Genomic DNA, 16,418 nt, shown 5'->3' with positions numbered 1-16,418 from the left:
ACTAAATTAGCGATTTAAAGGGGCATTATAATAGGATTTTTCTTTATAAGGTAATCCCCCTATCAAACAATTGAAATCTTTTTAGATTTAAATCAAGTTTGTAAATTCATTTGTAATTTAGTAATTGGGAGGTTACCCGCAAGTTTTACATAACAGGTAAGATCTTCTAGATTCATAATTTCAGATGGCATTACTAATAATTTTCTTCTTTCTAGGTGGTTCATATTCACTCCATCACGCATGGAGTTAGCTCCGTATGAGAGACTTTCTTGAGTTTCAATAATTTCTTGCTCACCAAGCATTAAAGCTGATTTATGTGCTGTCTGCTGATCACTTACTCGAAAAATAAATTTACTGCCAAATAGATCAAGCATTGAAGCTGCTCCTGCATGACCATATATTTCCTCTAATTGATGAATGTTTTGCATGCCTGCAACAACGCAGCCACCATATTTCCTGCTTTCAGCTAAAGCTATAGGGAGTGAAGATATCTTTTGTAAAGCTGGCAGCTCATCAATCACAAACCATATATTACTATGAGTATTATTGATGTTCCTATTCATTAATGCTTTTATTGCTATGCTAATCCATGCAGCAATAAGTGGTCGCAGCATTACTCTTTGATTAGGAGTAGCAGTGATAAATAACCAACCTTCTCTACTGCTAAACCACTTTCTAATACTAAACTCACCTTTAGGCTTTAAATGTTGCAACACTTCAATATTTTTACTAATAGTTGCTTGAATACCTGAGGAAGTCTCAGGTGCACTACTGCTAATTATACTGGCTACTGCACTATTTTTAAAGATCCTAACAAATTCCTTATTATTTGCATAAAGAATAGTATTTATTAACTTTTTGATGTCTTTACTATCATGATATAATCTTAATCCTTCAGCTAATACTAACTCAGCACTTTTAGCAAAAAAATCATCTAATTTTGGATTATAATTACTAAAACTACTGGCTATATCATTAAAATCCCAAATGTCATGACAATCATTCCACGGCAGCCATGCTGAAGTACCCTCTTGCAAAGGATTAAGTAGCTTATCACATTTGGGATCAAAAAATCTATCAGTAAAGCTACCTGTTAAATCAACAATAATTGCTCTACCACCCTCTTTTCTAATCTGAGGTAATAGCTCATTTAACATATTAGTTTTACCACTACCTGTAGTACCGGTAATAAGAATATGTCTCCTTTCACTATTTTTAACCAATGGCAATCCAGAAAAGCAAATATTAGCAGCTTGGTTGTTTTTATAAAGCATTTTTGCTAAAGTTTTAGCTTCCACAAAATCTGCTCCCCTGATCTTATCTTGGATAACAGCTTTTTTACCTCGATACATAAAAAAGATGATAGCAGTAAATAGACCAATAGTAAAAGTAATAATACCTTCTTGCCAGGCTGAATGCAATAAAAATTGCTCAAATTGATTGATATTATGCGAATGCGGTGTAACATGCCAAAATTTATGAACAAATTCTTCAGCATTACGGTAAACCCAAGCTTTTTGCTCTAAATAATAGAATTTAATACCTATTTGATCTATAGGATAAAAATACTCTCCTATAGCAAGTTTTAACCATACATATCTCTCTATAATAAAATAATATAAGCTTACTAAGGATAATTTTTGATATCGCCACATTAGCCAAACTACAGCTGATACCAACCCAGCTGTTAAAGCATTGATACTTCCTTGACTAAGCATTCGTAGCTGATGAGCAAAAATTTGTGAACCACGAGTAAAATTATTTTGATTTTGTTGCATCCAATTACAAATTATCTTGCATTATCTTTAATTTTTCTTCAAACTCGTCAGCCATAAGATCATTACCTAGTTTTCTTAAAGCCTTAATTATTTCTTTATATTCTGTCATAAGATTAGGTTTATATTTAAGAGCTAAGTTAAAGTTTTCTTTTGCTTCTTTATGTTTATTTAAATTCACTAAAGTAATAGCTTTTTCTAAGTAACTTTCAGCATAATTAGATTTATACTTAATAGCTAAATCATAGCTCTTAATTGCTTCTTGATATTTACCTAATTTTCTAAGAGCTACTCCTTTTTCTAAGTATGATCCTATATAATCAGGATTATATTTGATTGCTAAATCACAATTTTCTATTGCTTCCTTATGTTTTTTTAATATGTTTAAAGACATGGCTTTGTTATAGTATGCTTCTACACAATTAGGCTGATATTTAATGGCTATATTACAGGTGTCAATTGCTTCTTTATATTTTCCTAAGTTTATTAAAGCTGCACCTTTGTTGTTATAAGCATCTGCATAATCTGATTTATATTTAATAGCTAAATCATAGTTTTCTATCGCTTCCTGATTTTGCCATAAAGACATTAAAGATATTCCCTTATTATAATAAGCTTCTGGATATCTAGGATTATATTTTAAAGCAAGATCAAAATTCTCTATCGCTTCTTGATACTTTCCTAAATTATTTAAAGAATTCCCCTTATTATTATATGCTTCTGCAAAACTAGCATTATATTTAATAGCTATGTCATATAAAGTTATAGCTTTCTGATACTGTCCTATTGTATTTAGAACGTTTCCTTTATTATTGTATGCTTCTGCACATTGAGGGTTATATTTAATGGATAAATCATAATTTTTAATTGCTTCTTCATATTTACCTAAATTATATAACGACTTACCAATATTAAAATATTCTTCAGCTAAAATATTTGGATCTTGAATTTTACTCTGTTGATCTATTGGTTGTGGTTTTTCATTAACAGAGCGAGCTGAGCCTTCTGCTAAAACAATTTTAGAAAACATTAGTGGCAAAACAGATATGAGTGCTAATTTCTTAATATTTTGCATGAACTTATCCTTAATTATTTTCATTCTTATGGCTTGGTAGTTTAATATTTCTTTTCTTTATCGCCTTGCTACTTATTTCAAGATTATCTGCTATTTGCTTGCCAGTTCTGACAATCGTTGATTCAGGAGTTTTATTAAATTCATCTTCAATTTTTTTCCTCTTATATTTTACTTTATCAGATAACTGCTCTAGAATCTTTACTTTTTCCACTTCATTATTATCTACATTATTAATTAGCATTTGTTCTATACTTGTATCATAAATATCATTTCTTCTGTCATCAATACTACTAATAGCCGCTTGATCATTTAATCGTTGTTTATTTTCATCAAAAGTTGATAGTAAGCTTTCTTTAGATGGAATATTAACGCTACTTGCAGAACTTAAATTTTGCGGTATAGTATTATTAATTTTGGCTATATCTAAAGCTATTTGTTCAGCCTCTTTTTGGTGAGTACTCGCCCACATAGCAGCCTGCTCTTTACTACTTACTCCAGGGATATTTTTGGCAATTATTGTGTTTAATACTGGTTCGTTTAAATTACGATCAATAGCAGCAGAGTTTTGAGACACGTAATTCATATTATAGCTTAATTGCTCGATATTTTGTTTAGTTTTTGCTATTTCTTGCCCTACAGACTGTTGCTCAGAAAAATTACTATTTAGATTATTACTAAATGACTGCAGATCACTATTTGTGTGACCTAATCTGCCATCTTTAGTAGCACTTTTAATCTTAGATAATGCCTCATTATATGATTGTTGTTGATTAACTGACTTACCTTGATCTTGTACTTTGTCATTACTTGATCCAACTGTTATTCCGAGTATACTAGGTATTCTTAAGCTTATATCGGAACTAGTACTAGTGCCTTTTCTATTGCTACTACCTGTATGATCAGTAGCAGCGATGCTGTCTGAATTCATCTGCTGCAAGGCTAGATACTGGCTATCAGTAATACCGATAGATTTTGCCTCTTCATAGCTTAATCTCTTGCCTATTTCAGTTGCTATAGAATTTCCTGTAGTAGTTAAATCACTATATCTATCATTTAATGAGTCAAGATAACTTTGTGAACTCATAAACTGAGATTGATAACTATCCTGAAGTAATTTAGAGGAGCGGTAATTGTTAATCAGCGAGTCAGCTGCTTGAGTTAGCACTTGTCTACCACTATCAGTACTAGTTACTCTCATTCCACCATCATCAATAATTCCTCCTGCCAATTGTAAAGTGGGGGTAAGATTTTGCTGGGCAATTGTTCTATTACCAATGCTATAATTATCCATAGCAAGGTTATTATCAGCAATATTAGCTCCAATACTACTTGCAACTGGTACAGGAGAAAATTGATTGGCCAAAGTAGTAGTTGCATGAGCACAAGCCTTTAATACTGCCCAGGATAACATCGGAACTGAAGCTGCTAGCATCTGAAACGTTGCAAACTCATGCAACAGAATTTCTGAAAAACTCCCCTGCGATAAGATATTTAAACCGGTAAGGTGACTCACGCCCTTACCGGCTAGGCTAATCATCCCTAAACAATGAATCACGGTAAAAAATACCGGCCAGCTAGTTACCCAAATAATCAAGGTTATCCAGGTCTTAAAGATAGTATAACCGCCCGGCAGCATCGACATTGGAAATACTACAAAAATGAGACAAATCACCAAGGCAAAAAATACTGATTGTAAGATAGGCATTATATTTGCTGCCATCTCTCCTGCAATAAGATAGGAAAATGATTGCTGAAATAACCCGCGAGTCGCATTCATACTTACTAACTGAGGATATATTCTAGAAAGTGAGAATTTTTCTCGCAAGTCATCATAAGCTTCACGATTAGCATTAAGTAACATTGCTTGCCTCATCCACTGATGAATATCTGTTTGTTCTTTTTTTAGATATTTTAGAGTGTCAGAGGTCATAGTTTGTAATCTGCTAGATAATATCTCTTGCCTATCAGAGGTAATCCCTATGATATTTGCAAATTGAGTCAACAAGCCATCATTTAATTCTTTATTAACAGCTGCCTTAATTAGAGGAGTTACCTGCCTGCAGGTTTTAAAAGAAATAGCAGAATTACTTGGATCTTTATAATAAATACCAAAATTATTGGGCATATTTTGCTCGATAAAAGCAATGATGTCACTTGCTCTTTGTGCTTCTGCTTTTTTACCTAAAATATTACCAATTATATAAGGTTTCATAAAACATTGTCTTAAAAATTCTTTTGTATTGCTTAAAGTTACTGGATCCTCTATTTGAATATCCTTGATTTTACCAATAGCTTTTGCCCCAAACATAATCCCATTCTTCCTGCTTAATAATCCTTCATCAGGTGGAAGTAAATGCTTTTCTAGCGTTTCTGATAAGGAATAACTTATTTTTGATGATATAGAGGCAAATAAAGCAATTCCTATTGGAATATTATCAATTTTCACAGGAGCCTGCATTGATATTTCATCCTTAAGCCACACATTTGCTTTTGGAGCAAATAAAAAGATAAAAATAAATAGAGATGGAAAAAACCACTCCATGGCAAAAATACCGATATTGCCTCTAAAAATAGCTCTTGTTGCTGCCCAAATTCCACCAATTGTCAAAGCAAATTTACCTACCGGTGTAAAATACTCACTATTTGAGCTAAATACTCTTCCTATGCCATTAAAAACTTGCCATAATATATCTCCTCCACCAAATGTATGTATTACGTAATCTGCCATATTCTTTTTATGTTTTTATCTGCTTTGTGCTTATTTTGGTACTTGTGCTTATCTGCTTGCTAATTTAATTTATAATAATTAATTTTTAAGCCCTCTCTTTAGCGATTAAATGTTGTTCTATTAATCTTGCTCTTCTATCAATCTGATCGCTACTAGTTAACATATGACTCCATTTATCTCTAGCAAAAAATTGCACTCGATCTAAAGCTTTTAAGTAGGCGTTTAAATGATGATCTGCTACTTGCTTTGATTTGAACATGGTAACTGCTTTTCTTACCTCTGAGATTACCTCCTTTAAATGCTGCAGCACACTATAACTGGCAACTAATTCTGAAGAACTATCTAAAATAGTTACTCCAGATATTGCCTCTAAAGTAATATAATCATATATTGGAAATGCTTCCCCTATTGAAGATAGGAAAGTAATATCGGCATTATTAAATTCATTATTACTTGCAAGTTTGCTCTTTAATTCATCTAGCTTTGTTTTAGCCTTACCTTGATATGATTGCTCTTGCGGGATAAAAATATTTTTCTGTAAGCTGGGATTTAGGCAACGAGAATTATCACAATTATAAATTGATGCTGATTCACCGCCTTTTAAATGGGTAATCCAGCTCTTTTCATCTTGAGCAAGTGACTCAAGGAAATAAACATTATTATCTCTAACTATAATAGTGCCTGTCATTGACATAATGGCACTTCTCATATTTTCAGGAATCCCTGCTTTTTCTGCTGCTTTAGTAAAGATATTATAATCCGTAAGCATTAGCTCTGGATCTTTATTTTGGATGTTCGCTAAAGCTTGTTTTTGCTCTAGATCGTTTCTACATCTTTTTCCTGCGGCAAAATAATCAAAGCCAGAACTGGATTGTAAATCTCTGCAAACTGATTCTCTCATGGCTGAATCTTTAGGCAAAATGGAAGCGAAAATAGCTTTAGTCATCTCACAATCAGATTTGGCAAATTGATTCATTTCCATAGCAAGATTTCTTAAATCTTTTAAGGCATTTTCTATTTGTGGAGCAAAAGTTTTAAGACCCAATGAAAATGCATAAGCTTTTGCTTGCGTACCAATATTTTTCATTAGCTGAACTAGCTCATCTCCTGAAATAATCGAAAAACTGCCAAGGTAAGAATCAATACCACTACAGCTCATGTTTAATGAGGGAGGAATTATAGAAATGGGATTAAAAGATGTCTTATTAGTTCGCAAGGATAATCCTCCTGCCGCATAATAGCCGGCAGCTTGAGATTGATACGCTCCAGGCTTAGTAACATTTACGCTCATTCCTTCAAATACATCCTGTAAATCCCATGCGTAAGAAATAGGTGGTTGCAGAAGTAACACTATTATTACAATATGAATAACCTGCTTCATGAGAAACTTAGTGTTTCTGAACTGATAGTCATTGCTCATAATCATTAACCTTTAATCCATCATGGTGCTGCACTACTGTGGTGCTGTACTACTGCTAAAATATTTTCAGCGATTTTATCTTCACTAATAATACCTCGTGCAACTGGATATATTTGTGTGCCGCTGCTATCGACTAAATATAATACCGGTACAATATTTTCTGGATTTAGTGTTTGTAACAAACCGGTATCTTTAATGGTTGGCATCCCTTGAAATCTAGTTTCACTATTACTTACAAAAATTAATTGAAAGCCATATTTATCTGCAAATTCTCTTACAATAGGGGTAAATGCCTGACAGTAATTGCATCCTTGATTTACTTGCAGAATTAATCCCCAATTCTTAGCTAACAATCTTAGTTTTTTGCTGTTTTCTTCTTCTTGCCTTACTTCATATAATTTTTTATGTAAGGAATTTACTGGTTCATCCATGTTTACTAGCTTGTAATCTAATATCGTTGCTAGTTGCCACATGGTAGCAAATTTATGTGATTTTTCTAAGATTTGTTTATGTAACCTTTGAGCAATAATAACATTGGCAAGTGTTGGATTATCAAGTGCTCTGCGTTGAGCTTTAGAAAATTCCTGCTTTAATTTATTTATTCTTTGATCATAAGGTGCTTCAGTAAAGTCCTGCTTTATTACTTCTCTTGTTTGAAACAAATCTTCATTATACCAAAGAAAACCTGTTGGTTGAGTGCTATCTTTTAGTTCATTGTTGCTGGCTAAATCTAATCCTGTCATTTTATTTACACTATTAGCATTTAAGTCTATAGTACCAGCAAATGCATGATTTGACCAATCATTGATTAATAACCATAAATTAATTACTAGTAATGTAATGGCTAGTAATGATTTATTTGCTATGTTTACCAGCCACTTCATCATTTTAATAGGATAAATTTGAATCAGTATGATTATTATTAAATCTTTGTTGTTGCATTATAGGCATCTGGTTTTTTAGTTGTTGTGGAAAACTCTTATTCATTTTGTCTTTTGCTTGATCCAATAAATCACTAAATAGCTCCTCTAAATCAAATTTAGAAAAATCTATTCTTTGCAGCTCTTCTACCGTAAAACCTCTGCAATTAGCATGTTGTGCCGTGCCAAAACTAATAACTAATTGTTTTTTGCCTTGTTCTTGAAATATTCTTGCAAGTTTTGAATTAAAACAGCAATAAGTTGATTTCTTGGTAATACATGTCTTAAATACCTTATCTTTCTTAGCACAATATGTACCTACATAATAGCACTGATCTTTTGCCCTTTTTAAGGCTAAAGCTTTTTCTTCTGCACTGCACCTACTTAATCCTAAATCCTTACCCCAGCCTTTAAACCCAGAACAACAATTAAGAAAATTACCGATATTTGTTTTACGACAACTATCACTTGTACCTTTAAAAACCATAGTCGGATTTGTTTGCATATCTTTTTTCATTTCATTTAACATCGCTAAATACCCAACACTCCCCATATCAGTATTAGGCATAAGAGTTGCAGTATGACAATCCCCTCCTAAACAAAACATTTGTGATCCTGCTATAGAAGAGCTCAGCTCTTTTTTCTGGGCTATACATATGTAATCTCGCCTCCATTGCAAACAGATACTAGAGGCTTGCTTAATGCAGTTACTACTTTTTAATTCACAACCTTGCTTCTTTAAATGATGACACCCATCTTTTGGCTTGCTACTACATTGATATTTAATTTGCTCGCTCCAACATGGACGATTAACCCGATATTGATCGTAAAATATCTTCTCTCCTTGCTCTAAACATAATCTCCCTAGCTCATGACATTCATTATGCTCTATTAATGATTCTAATTCTTCTGGATAAAGAAGCCAATATTCTCCTTTTTCCTTAAATTCTTTTTCCTTTTCTCTAAATCTATATTTAAAATTATATTTATCCCACTTTACCTCATGTCTTCTACATTCAGTTAAATTTCCGCTGCCCCTTGGATTAATGCCAATTTCTTCACTAATTTGTTCTAAATTTACTCCTAGCTTTTGGGCGATAATACTTCTTACTTCATTTTGAGTGCCAATATCGCTACGCATATGCATACCATATCGTTTCTTTTTCCAATAAACCGGATATAGCAAGTGGTAATGTAATCTACATATCTCCTCGCCAGATATATCAATAGTTCTATCTTGCCATGCTCCCCATTTATCTATTAATTCTGTTTCTAAATATAGCTTCCTCATTATATCAACCGTAAAATCTACCCCTTCAATACAACTCTTTGCAATTTTTGTTTTTATAATTGTTTCACTATTAGAAAAATTATCTCCTTCTGTATGTCTTAAAGGATCTGCCTCGATTTTAGCTGAATTAATAATTAAGGGGTTTTTAGGATTAATGTTATATTCTTGAGAAGCATCTATTTTCCTGAGTTCACCTTGTTGTAGTAACTGACCTGCTGAACTATTATTTAACATTTGACCGCCTTGCTTTGTTAAATCTTGATCACTCATATTACTTAAATTTGAAATATCTACGTCTTTATCAAATATTACTTTATTGCCCATTTGATCAGGATTGCCAAGCCTGATACTATTTTCATATTGTTTAGCCCTATTATAACTATCTTGAATGTTAGCAATTGCATTAAAACTGAACAATACAATAATTATTGATAAAAACGTGAACCTCATGAATTTTCTTTGTTCATAATTTCTAATGCATCATGTAATGATATGTGACCAGTTAGTCTTTTTACTCCCTTGCCTTCACTATTCACTATTATTGCCGGTACAGCAGTAATTTGATATTCCTCAAATAGATTTGGATCAATATCAAAACTAATACCAATTTCATCAGCTTTTGCTTTAGTATCTAAAAAAGAATTATTTTTTAGACCTCGCATTACAAGTCTTGCTCCTGCTTGTTCTGCTGCAACATAATAACTCTTTAATGCTGAATCTGGCATTGCAAATGAGACAAAAATGTAGATTTGATTATATGTTTTAGGCTGTATTATCTTCTGTAATAATTTTTCTTGTTCTGCCAAAACATTTGTGCTACCTAAAATTAGTAAACTAGTTAAAATTATTGTTTTTAGGTTAAATTGCATATTTTTCTGTATCTTGTCATATAGCTAACATGAAAAGGTTTTAGATATAATACAGTTATAGCATAAGTTATGAAATTTATTGACACAACAAGAGTGTAATCTGTCTCATATCACAGTCAGCAAGTATTAAAAAGAAACATTCTATGATTGCTGTTTTATACTATCAAGACTGTCATTTACAATATATCCAAAACCTTTTCGTGTTAGCTATATCAATTATAGCCTTAAAAGAGGCAGCAGGCTCTTTTCCTCCAAATCAAATAACCAAAATCTTCACCTTTAACAGGAAATTCTCTTCCCTGCTGCCAGGTAATTTCAGTCTCACCAATTTTTTTACAAGAATAAACTTCTGGTATAGGATAGGTCATCTGCAGTCTATATTGGCTCTTCTTGATTATTGGCATTGGATATTTACCACATAATCCTTCGCTTCCCATATAACCCCATAATAATAACTCCCTATGTAACTTAGCCATAAATTTAGCTACTATTAACGCAGAAGTACCAACTCCGCCATTATGAGAGCTAGTTGTACCGGTAAATGGATAAAGAGAACCTTGACATCCCCCGCACCAAAACATTACATCGTTAGAAAGATTACCAGAACTAGAGCTAATGCAATCAGCTATGCAAGCCGATTGAGCTGTAATACCTCCAAATAATAAACTTTCAGGATTTAATATAGCAGCCTTATTATCATCTCCCCATAATGGATCAAATTCAGTTAAATATGCGATATCTACTTGTGACATCTCTAAACAGGCAAAATCAAGTAAGATCTCAAGCCAGTAAATAACCGGATATATATACCAGTGAACATGATAAAAGCTACTTCCCTCTATGTCATCCTTAACACCTTTTTGCATGCTGGTACCAAGATTAATGCCTCCAAGGCTTACCATACACATCGGAGATTTCGTTACATCAACTAACCGCACAGGCTCCCAGAATCCAATTGGAATACCAGGAACTGGCATAGGAATGCCGGCTTTAGGGCAAAAACAAATTATTTGCCTTGGGTTATTAGTATCAGCCATAGGGCTTGGCACTACTTTTACTCCTCCGATAGTAATTGGAAATAAACATTTCCAGCAAATATCAGTTATGGGATTTACAAACCGTCCTACACAGCCAATTGATGCATAACTATAATTACCAAGCAAAATAATTATAATAAACATTATTAACTTCATTATTACTTGTATATTTCAGAAGTTATTAAATCTGTTTTTGCTTGACAACCTACCTTTGCTTGCTCTGCTATCATATTATTTTTCTCACCTGCTATTAAATATACTACTTCTCCACTAGATTTTACTATTGCTTGCACCCGACCTTGTAATACCTGATCTATTATCTTTTCTAAATTTTTCTTTGCTTCTGGTAATTGCCACTTCTTCATAGATTACCTCCGGATTTTATCAGTTGTTGTTCACACCTTAATTTTTACTCAAATACTATAACATTTCAATTAATCTTGATTTCGCTAATTTTAAGTAATGTACTTTCTTGCTGCACAATAGCTGGCACTGCTTTGATTTTAAAACGAGTAGTTAGAACGCCACCTTGATCAAAAAACACTGGCTTATTTAACTTTTTTGCCAGCTTAATAGGATTACCACTCGTGAGTACTAATTTTCCTATTTTTGAGTTACTCCACTTAATCTGCTGCTCATCATCTCCATCAATAAATATTAATGGTTCTCCCCAGCTTATTTTTTCTAAAGGATTTACACTTGTTCCAGCTTTTACTATGATCTTTCCCGCTTGATCTTTTATATCTGTCTTTTGTATAAAGCTCGGATCATAGTGCCAATTTCGGTTTATGCTTGTTTTTGCTAAAGCTAAGATAGCAGTTGGTCTAGAGATTTTCTGTTTTACTTTATTTTTAAATTCTTCCTGCATTTTTCCTAAATTTCCATTTTGCTTTGCTATTTTGAGCTTAGCTATAATTATCTCTAGTAAAGATTCTTCAATAATTGGAAATACATGACCTTGGACTCCATAATCTTTAATTTCTATTTTAGAATTATTATCTATGCTTATGTCTAAATTATTATTGTGTGCATTTAAAGAACTTGCCTTTAATATAATTATAAATAAAACAAAGGAGTTTATGGCAATAATTTTTATGTCTAAATACCTTCTCATATTTTCTAATCACTTTAAACCAAACCTCGCTCGTCCAATATATTATTGATGGCATCTGTAACGCTTATTCCTGCAATCATTCTATCTTCTATGACTTGGTAATCCCTAGCATTAGTAGATGTTAGCATCAGCGTAAATGGGTCTAACATTAACCTTGCTACAACTCCATGGACATTAGGTCCATAAATCGCTGCTTCACTATAATGCGGTGGATTTGAATGAATTGATTGCAGTAAATTTAGCTTCCAATCCTCATCTACAAAACCTGCAAGCTTAGGGTTAGCTCTCATTGCTTTAAAGCTCTCAGGATTTTGCTTAAGAATCACTTTATGTGATGAGTTCTCAAAAGCTTTTTCAGCAGCCGATCCTGCTTCCCTGAAGTAATCAGTTAATTGCTGAGTAGCAAGCGTTATTGAGCCGTTGTATTTTCTAGCTATTCTTCCTGCTTCTTCAATAAATTCTCCAGATCTCTTGCCAGATAGTAATTTCCATGCTTCATCAATCATGATTAGAAAGGGACGCTTCCTATCACCTTTAACCATGCTCTGGTTAATATGAACAATCATGATTTGTACAATTACTGCAAGTAGTGCCGGGCTACTACGAAGATGATCAGTTTCAATTACTACTATATCTGAATTTAGTGATAATTTTGCCTTACCACTAAAAAACTTGCCATATTGCCCATCACGGGTAAATGGAAATAGCATATTACCAAGTTCTTGCGAGTAAGACTCTTCTCTTTTAAGCAACCAATCTGCTATGTCAGTTATCTCAGCTCTTGCTCCTTTTGCTTGCCAAACAGCTATTAAGGCTTTTTGCAGCATTGGTTGCTGCAAATCATTAGTTCCATACTGAGGAGCTGCCATGGTCGCTAAAATCGATGGAAAACTTGCAAGAAAATCTGCTTGTGCTTCAATTGAGTCTTCGCTGCCGCCTGCTGGAATTTCTGAAAATGGATTAATAGAAATAGGATTTTTTACATCAAATTCAATATAATTACCGCCCAGTAGCAAACAGGTTCTTTTAAATGATCTACCATAATCAAGAACAAATACTTTGCCGCCTATACCCAAAATTGATAGCATTAACTCCTGCATAAACACTGATTTACCGGATCCTGGTACTCCTGCTATACAAAGATTAAAATTTTCATTTGGAGCTGCAGCTGTGCTATATAAATTTGAACCAATTAATGCTGAACCAAAAGGAGACCAATACATTATCTGTCCTCTTCTACCAGTAAGCAGCATTCCAGGAGAGCTTAAATCCCCTTTCCATTCACCAATAATAGGCAGTAACACCTTACTTTCTGAAGCAATAGTCCTTATTCCTCTACCAAGATTTGATAATGCTACGCCAACTCCCTGAGTCTTTTTATTAAATATGTTATTGAATCTATTAAATTTACCTACTAAAGAATTTGGTGCTGCTTCAACTAACTGCATCGGCAAACTAGCAAGTACCACCGCTAAATGATCATATTTACAAGGGACAAAATACCAGCCACTTCTTCGCATATGTGAGCAAAACTGTGATGCTGACCCTTTGGCTTTGTTCTTCTTATCCCACATAATGACATTTAAGTGGATATTTACTACTCTATCGCCGCTTTGCAAGCTTGCTACTGCTCCTGCTAAATCTTGTGCCTCTAGCTGTAGGTTAGGAAAAAACTTACCCATTCCAGCATTAATATTTCTCTCTAAAGCTTCTCTTTTTGTAATTGCTGTTGTTTTTGCCACTAACTGATTTGGTATAATCTGCAAACCAAAATGAATTAAAAAATTTGCTCTAATATATTCATCTCGTCTTAGTGCGTTACCTAAAAACAAATCCATGGCTGATAATCGCCACTCAAGCGGTCTTTTACCTGCCTCTAAGCTTATAAATATTTGATTATCATTAAAACTTACATAATCTTCCTGTTCATATAAAGAAAAATTACCAGGTAAAATCTGCTCAGATAATATTTCATAAGGATTAAGTTCAGGATGTTCTTCTTCTCTCCAGCCAAAGATTATCCTGATAAATTTTAATAGCAATGTTGCATCAACATTGTAAGTAGCAAGCCCAATTGATTTAAATGTATCTTGCAGCACTTCTCTTCTGCAAGTCATCTCATTAATATCAATCTCTAAAGTCGGAATAGTTACTGAAATTAATAAAACTACATCTTTGATATTTCCCTCTTCCTTTGCTTTTTGCTCTAAAAATTTTGTTCTTCTACTGCTAAGCTCAGCAAAGATTGTACCTTTTCTATGTAATTGCCAGTTATCTAGATATTCTCTTATATGATCAGAGCCAATCATCAATATTTGAAAACTACTTCCTGCCGGTAAATTCTCATCACTTTTTAAAAATTCAGCTATCTCCCCTTGTGCTTGCAAGCTTGTTCCAACTAACGGCCAGCCAAGCAGGACAAATCCTACTGAAGCCCTATTAAAAAACAAGCTACTCTCCTCATCATATGATTCATAAACAAAATGTTTAGCTAGTCTTTCCCGAGCAAAATCTTTATCAATTCCTGATGTCATTATTATACCCTCCAAAGCATCTAGTAGAGCATCTCGATTTAAAATTAGGCTTATTATTATTTGGATTAAACATATCAAAATCGGCCATTTTATTTACTTCATATAAAGACTGACATTTTAATCCTTGAGGAATAGGGCAATCAAAATCATTCCTATATGGCATCAATTTACAACCAGAAACGATAAAGCTTAACATTAATAACAAAAGCAGATTAATTACTTTATTATTCATTAAAAATTACCCGGATATTGTTGTTCTGACTGCAAATCAATGTCTGTCATCTCATAATCATCATTATTCTTAATAAAACGTTCTTGCAATTTAGTTTTTTTATTAGCAAAACTAGTCACTTTATTTCCAGAATAATTTTGATAATTACTATAATTTGCTGCCTTTTGCGAATAATCAGTAGTAGTTGGCGGCAGTAATCTATCTACTTTAGCAGCCTCTTTATTTTCTCTTAAATTAAAACCTTTTCTAAATACTACATCTATTACTCTACCTGAAGCTACAACAATTACTGGACTCATGCTCTCTGCCCGTTTAATTGCAAAATCAGCAAGCTTTTCTAAAGCATTACCGGTACCGGCATAAACACCAGCTTTTAGAGAATCCTGAGCTTTTAAGGCATTTTGCTGACCGGTAATCGGTGACACAGGAAATATGCCATTGCTTGCCTGATTCTGGAAAAATTGTGCTATCCCTCCAAGTACGCCGTTAAGCACCGCCATTCTTGCGACATCTGATGATCTATCAACTACTATTCCCTTAATTCCAGGTCTACCATCTTCACCTATTAACCATCCTTCTACTTTTTTCTCTATAATATCTCCCTGATTATTTATCAGTGACACTGTCTCTAACCGACATTTAGCCCGCTCCGATGAAATATCCCCGCTGCAAGAACCAATTAAAATTGCTTCTTTGATTTGCTCCGTTTTATATCCTTTAGAAAAAATAGCTGTATCAACAAGCCTTATCATTATGGGTTCAGGCGAAGCGGCATTATTAGTGCCAGTTCCAACTACCACTCCAGTAAGCAGCACCCCTCTTGCAAAACTTCCAGTAGTAATAAAATCTTTTTTGAGCTCCACATCAGCTCTTTTTACATAACCAAGTAATCTTTTTACTGCAGCAGTAGGAGCAGCAGCAATGCTTTGCTCAAGGTTATTATCTAATAAATCTTCTATCTTGTGATTATTGTTAAAATCATTACCATCATATAATATAGTTTCTTTAAGAGGGTTCTCTAATGATTCTAACTTTTGACTAAAATTATCAATTTTAGTTTTAGTTTCTAAATATTTATTCTCGATTAGCTTCTCTAAATGATTCTGCATATTTTTAACTTCATTTAATATTTCTGCAGTCCATTTAGCTCTTGGATCTATGGCCTTTTCTATTCCGGATATTTCCCTTGATTGTCTATCTTCTTGTAAACCTCGGGAAGTTTTTACCTCACTTTCTGACAATCCATAAAATACCAAAACCATTATTACTCCTATGCAAGCCAACGTCACTAATGGTCTGTGTTTAATTATCTCTATAAGCCATGATAATCTTTTACTAAATGCAGATGGTAATTTATGATTTGCTGCTTTACCTTGTACTGCTTTTTGCTTATTGAACTCTTGATCCATTGCTTTTAATCAAT

Annotated in this window: 13 protein-coding genes; all 13 read right to left on the bottom strand. The window is 33.4% G+C overall.

Annotation, left to right across the window (positions count from 1 at the left end):
- Nucleotides 1-92: 92 nt before the first annotated feature.
- Nucleotides 93-1,778: a type IV secretion system DNA-binding domain-containing protein gene (locus C4Q30_RS00500; protein ID WP_103896883.1), complete on the bottom strand. Its 1,686-nt coding sequence runs from the start codon at nt 1,776-1,778 to the stop codon at nt 93-95.
- Between the two features lie 4 nt (nt 1,779-1,782).
- The gene (locus C4Q30_RS00495; RefSeq protein ID WP_458692641.1) at nt 1,783-2,850 is read right to left on the bottom strand and encodes a tetratricopeptide repeat protein; all 1,068 of its coding nucleotides are present in this window, start codon (nt 2,848-2,850) and stop codon (nt 1,783-1,785) included.
- Nucleotides 2,851-2,860: 10 nt separating this feature from the next.
- A complete protein-coding gene (locus C4Q30_RS00490; protein WP_103896881.1) occupies nt 2,861-5,578 on the bottom strand; it encodes a conjugal transfer protein TraG N-terminal domain-containing protein in 2,718 nt (905 codons plus the stop codon).
- An 85-nt stretch (nt 5,579-5,663) separates the two neighbouring features.
- Complete coding sequence (locus tag C4Q30_RS00485; protein WP_103896880.1) at nt 5,664-6,998, bottom strand: conjugal transfer protein TraH; 1,335 nt, start codon at nt 6,996-6,998, stop codon at nt 5,664-5,666.
- Between the two features lie 20 nt (nt 6,999-7,018).
- Complete coding sequence (locus C4Q30_RS00480; RefSeq protein ID WP_103896879.1) at nt 7,019-7,885, bottom strand: conjugal transfer protein TraF; 867 nt, start codon at nt 7,883-7,885, stop codon at nt 7,019-7,021.
- A 1-nt stretch (nt 7,886) separates the two neighbouring features.
- Nucleotides 7,887-9,626 (bottom strand): conjugal transfer protein TraN, encoded by a 1,740-nt coding sequence (gene traN / locus C4Q30_RS00475; protein ID WP_245207380.1) that lies wholly within the window; start codon nt 9,624-9,626, stop codon nt 7,887-7,889.
- A gap of 29 nt (nt 9,627-9,655) precedes the next feature.
- A complete protein-coding gene (gene trbC, locus C4Q30_RS00470) occupies nt 9,656-10,078 on the bottom strand; it encodes a type-F conjugative transfer system pilin assembly protein TrbC (protein ID WP_103896877.1) in 423 nt (140 codons plus the stop codon).
- 224 nt (nt 10,079-10,302) lie between these two features.
- A complete protein-coding gene (gene traU / locus C4Q30_RS00465; protein WP_103896876.1) occupies nt 10,303-11,271 on the bottom strand; it encodes a conjugal transfer pilus assembly protein TraU in 969 nt (322 codons plus the stop codon).
- Nucleotides 11,272-11,273: 2 nt separating this feature from the next.
- A complete protein-coding gene (locus C4Q30_RS00460) occupies nt 11,274-11,480 on the bottom strand; it encodes a type II toxin-antitoxin system prevent-host-death family antitoxin (RefSeq protein ID WP_045805988.1) in 207 nt (68 codons plus the stop codon).
- Nucleotides 11,481-11,545: 65 nt separating this feature from the next.
- The gene (traW, locus tag C4Q30_RS00455) at nt 11,546-12,229 is read right to left on the bottom strand and encodes a type-F conjugative transfer system protein TraW (protein ID WP_103896875.1); all 684 of its coding nucleotides are present in this window, start codon (nt 12,227-12,229) and stop codon (nt 11,546-11,548) included.
- A gap of 14 nt (nt 12,230-12,243) precedes the next feature.
- Nucleotides 12,244-14,763, bottom strand: a complete 2,520-nt coding sequence (locus tag C4Q30_RS00450; RefSeq protein ID WP_103896874.1) for a TraC family protein — start codon at nt 14,761-14,763, stop codon at nt 12,244-12,246.
- Nucleotides 14,747-14,995: a conjugal transfer protein TraV gene (locus C4Q30_RS00445; RefSeq protein ID WP_103896873.1), complete on the bottom strand. Its 249-nt coding sequence runs from the start codon at nt 14,993-14,995 to the stop codon at nt 14,747-14,749. Before C4Q30_RS00445 ends, C4Q30_RS00450 begins: the two co-directional genes overlap by 17 nt.
- A complete protein-coding gene (locus C4Q30_RS00440; protein WP_103896872.1) occupies nt 14,995-16,404 on the bottom strand; it encodes a TraB/VirB10 family protein in 1,410 nt (469 codons plus the stop codon). The genes C4Q30_RS00445 and C4Q30_RS00440 overlap by 1 nt, the downstream gene beginning before the upstream one ends.
- Nucleotides 16,405-16,418 lie beyond the last annotated feature (14 nt).

The organism is Rickettsia fournieri (genome assembly GCF_900243065.1).
GTDB lineage: Bacteria > Pseudomonadota > Alphaproteobacteria > Rickettsiales > Rickettsiaceae > Rickettsia > Rickettsia rickettsii.
Note: the sequence above shows the minus strand (reverse complement) of the source record. Positions and strands in the feature narration are given on the sequence as shown.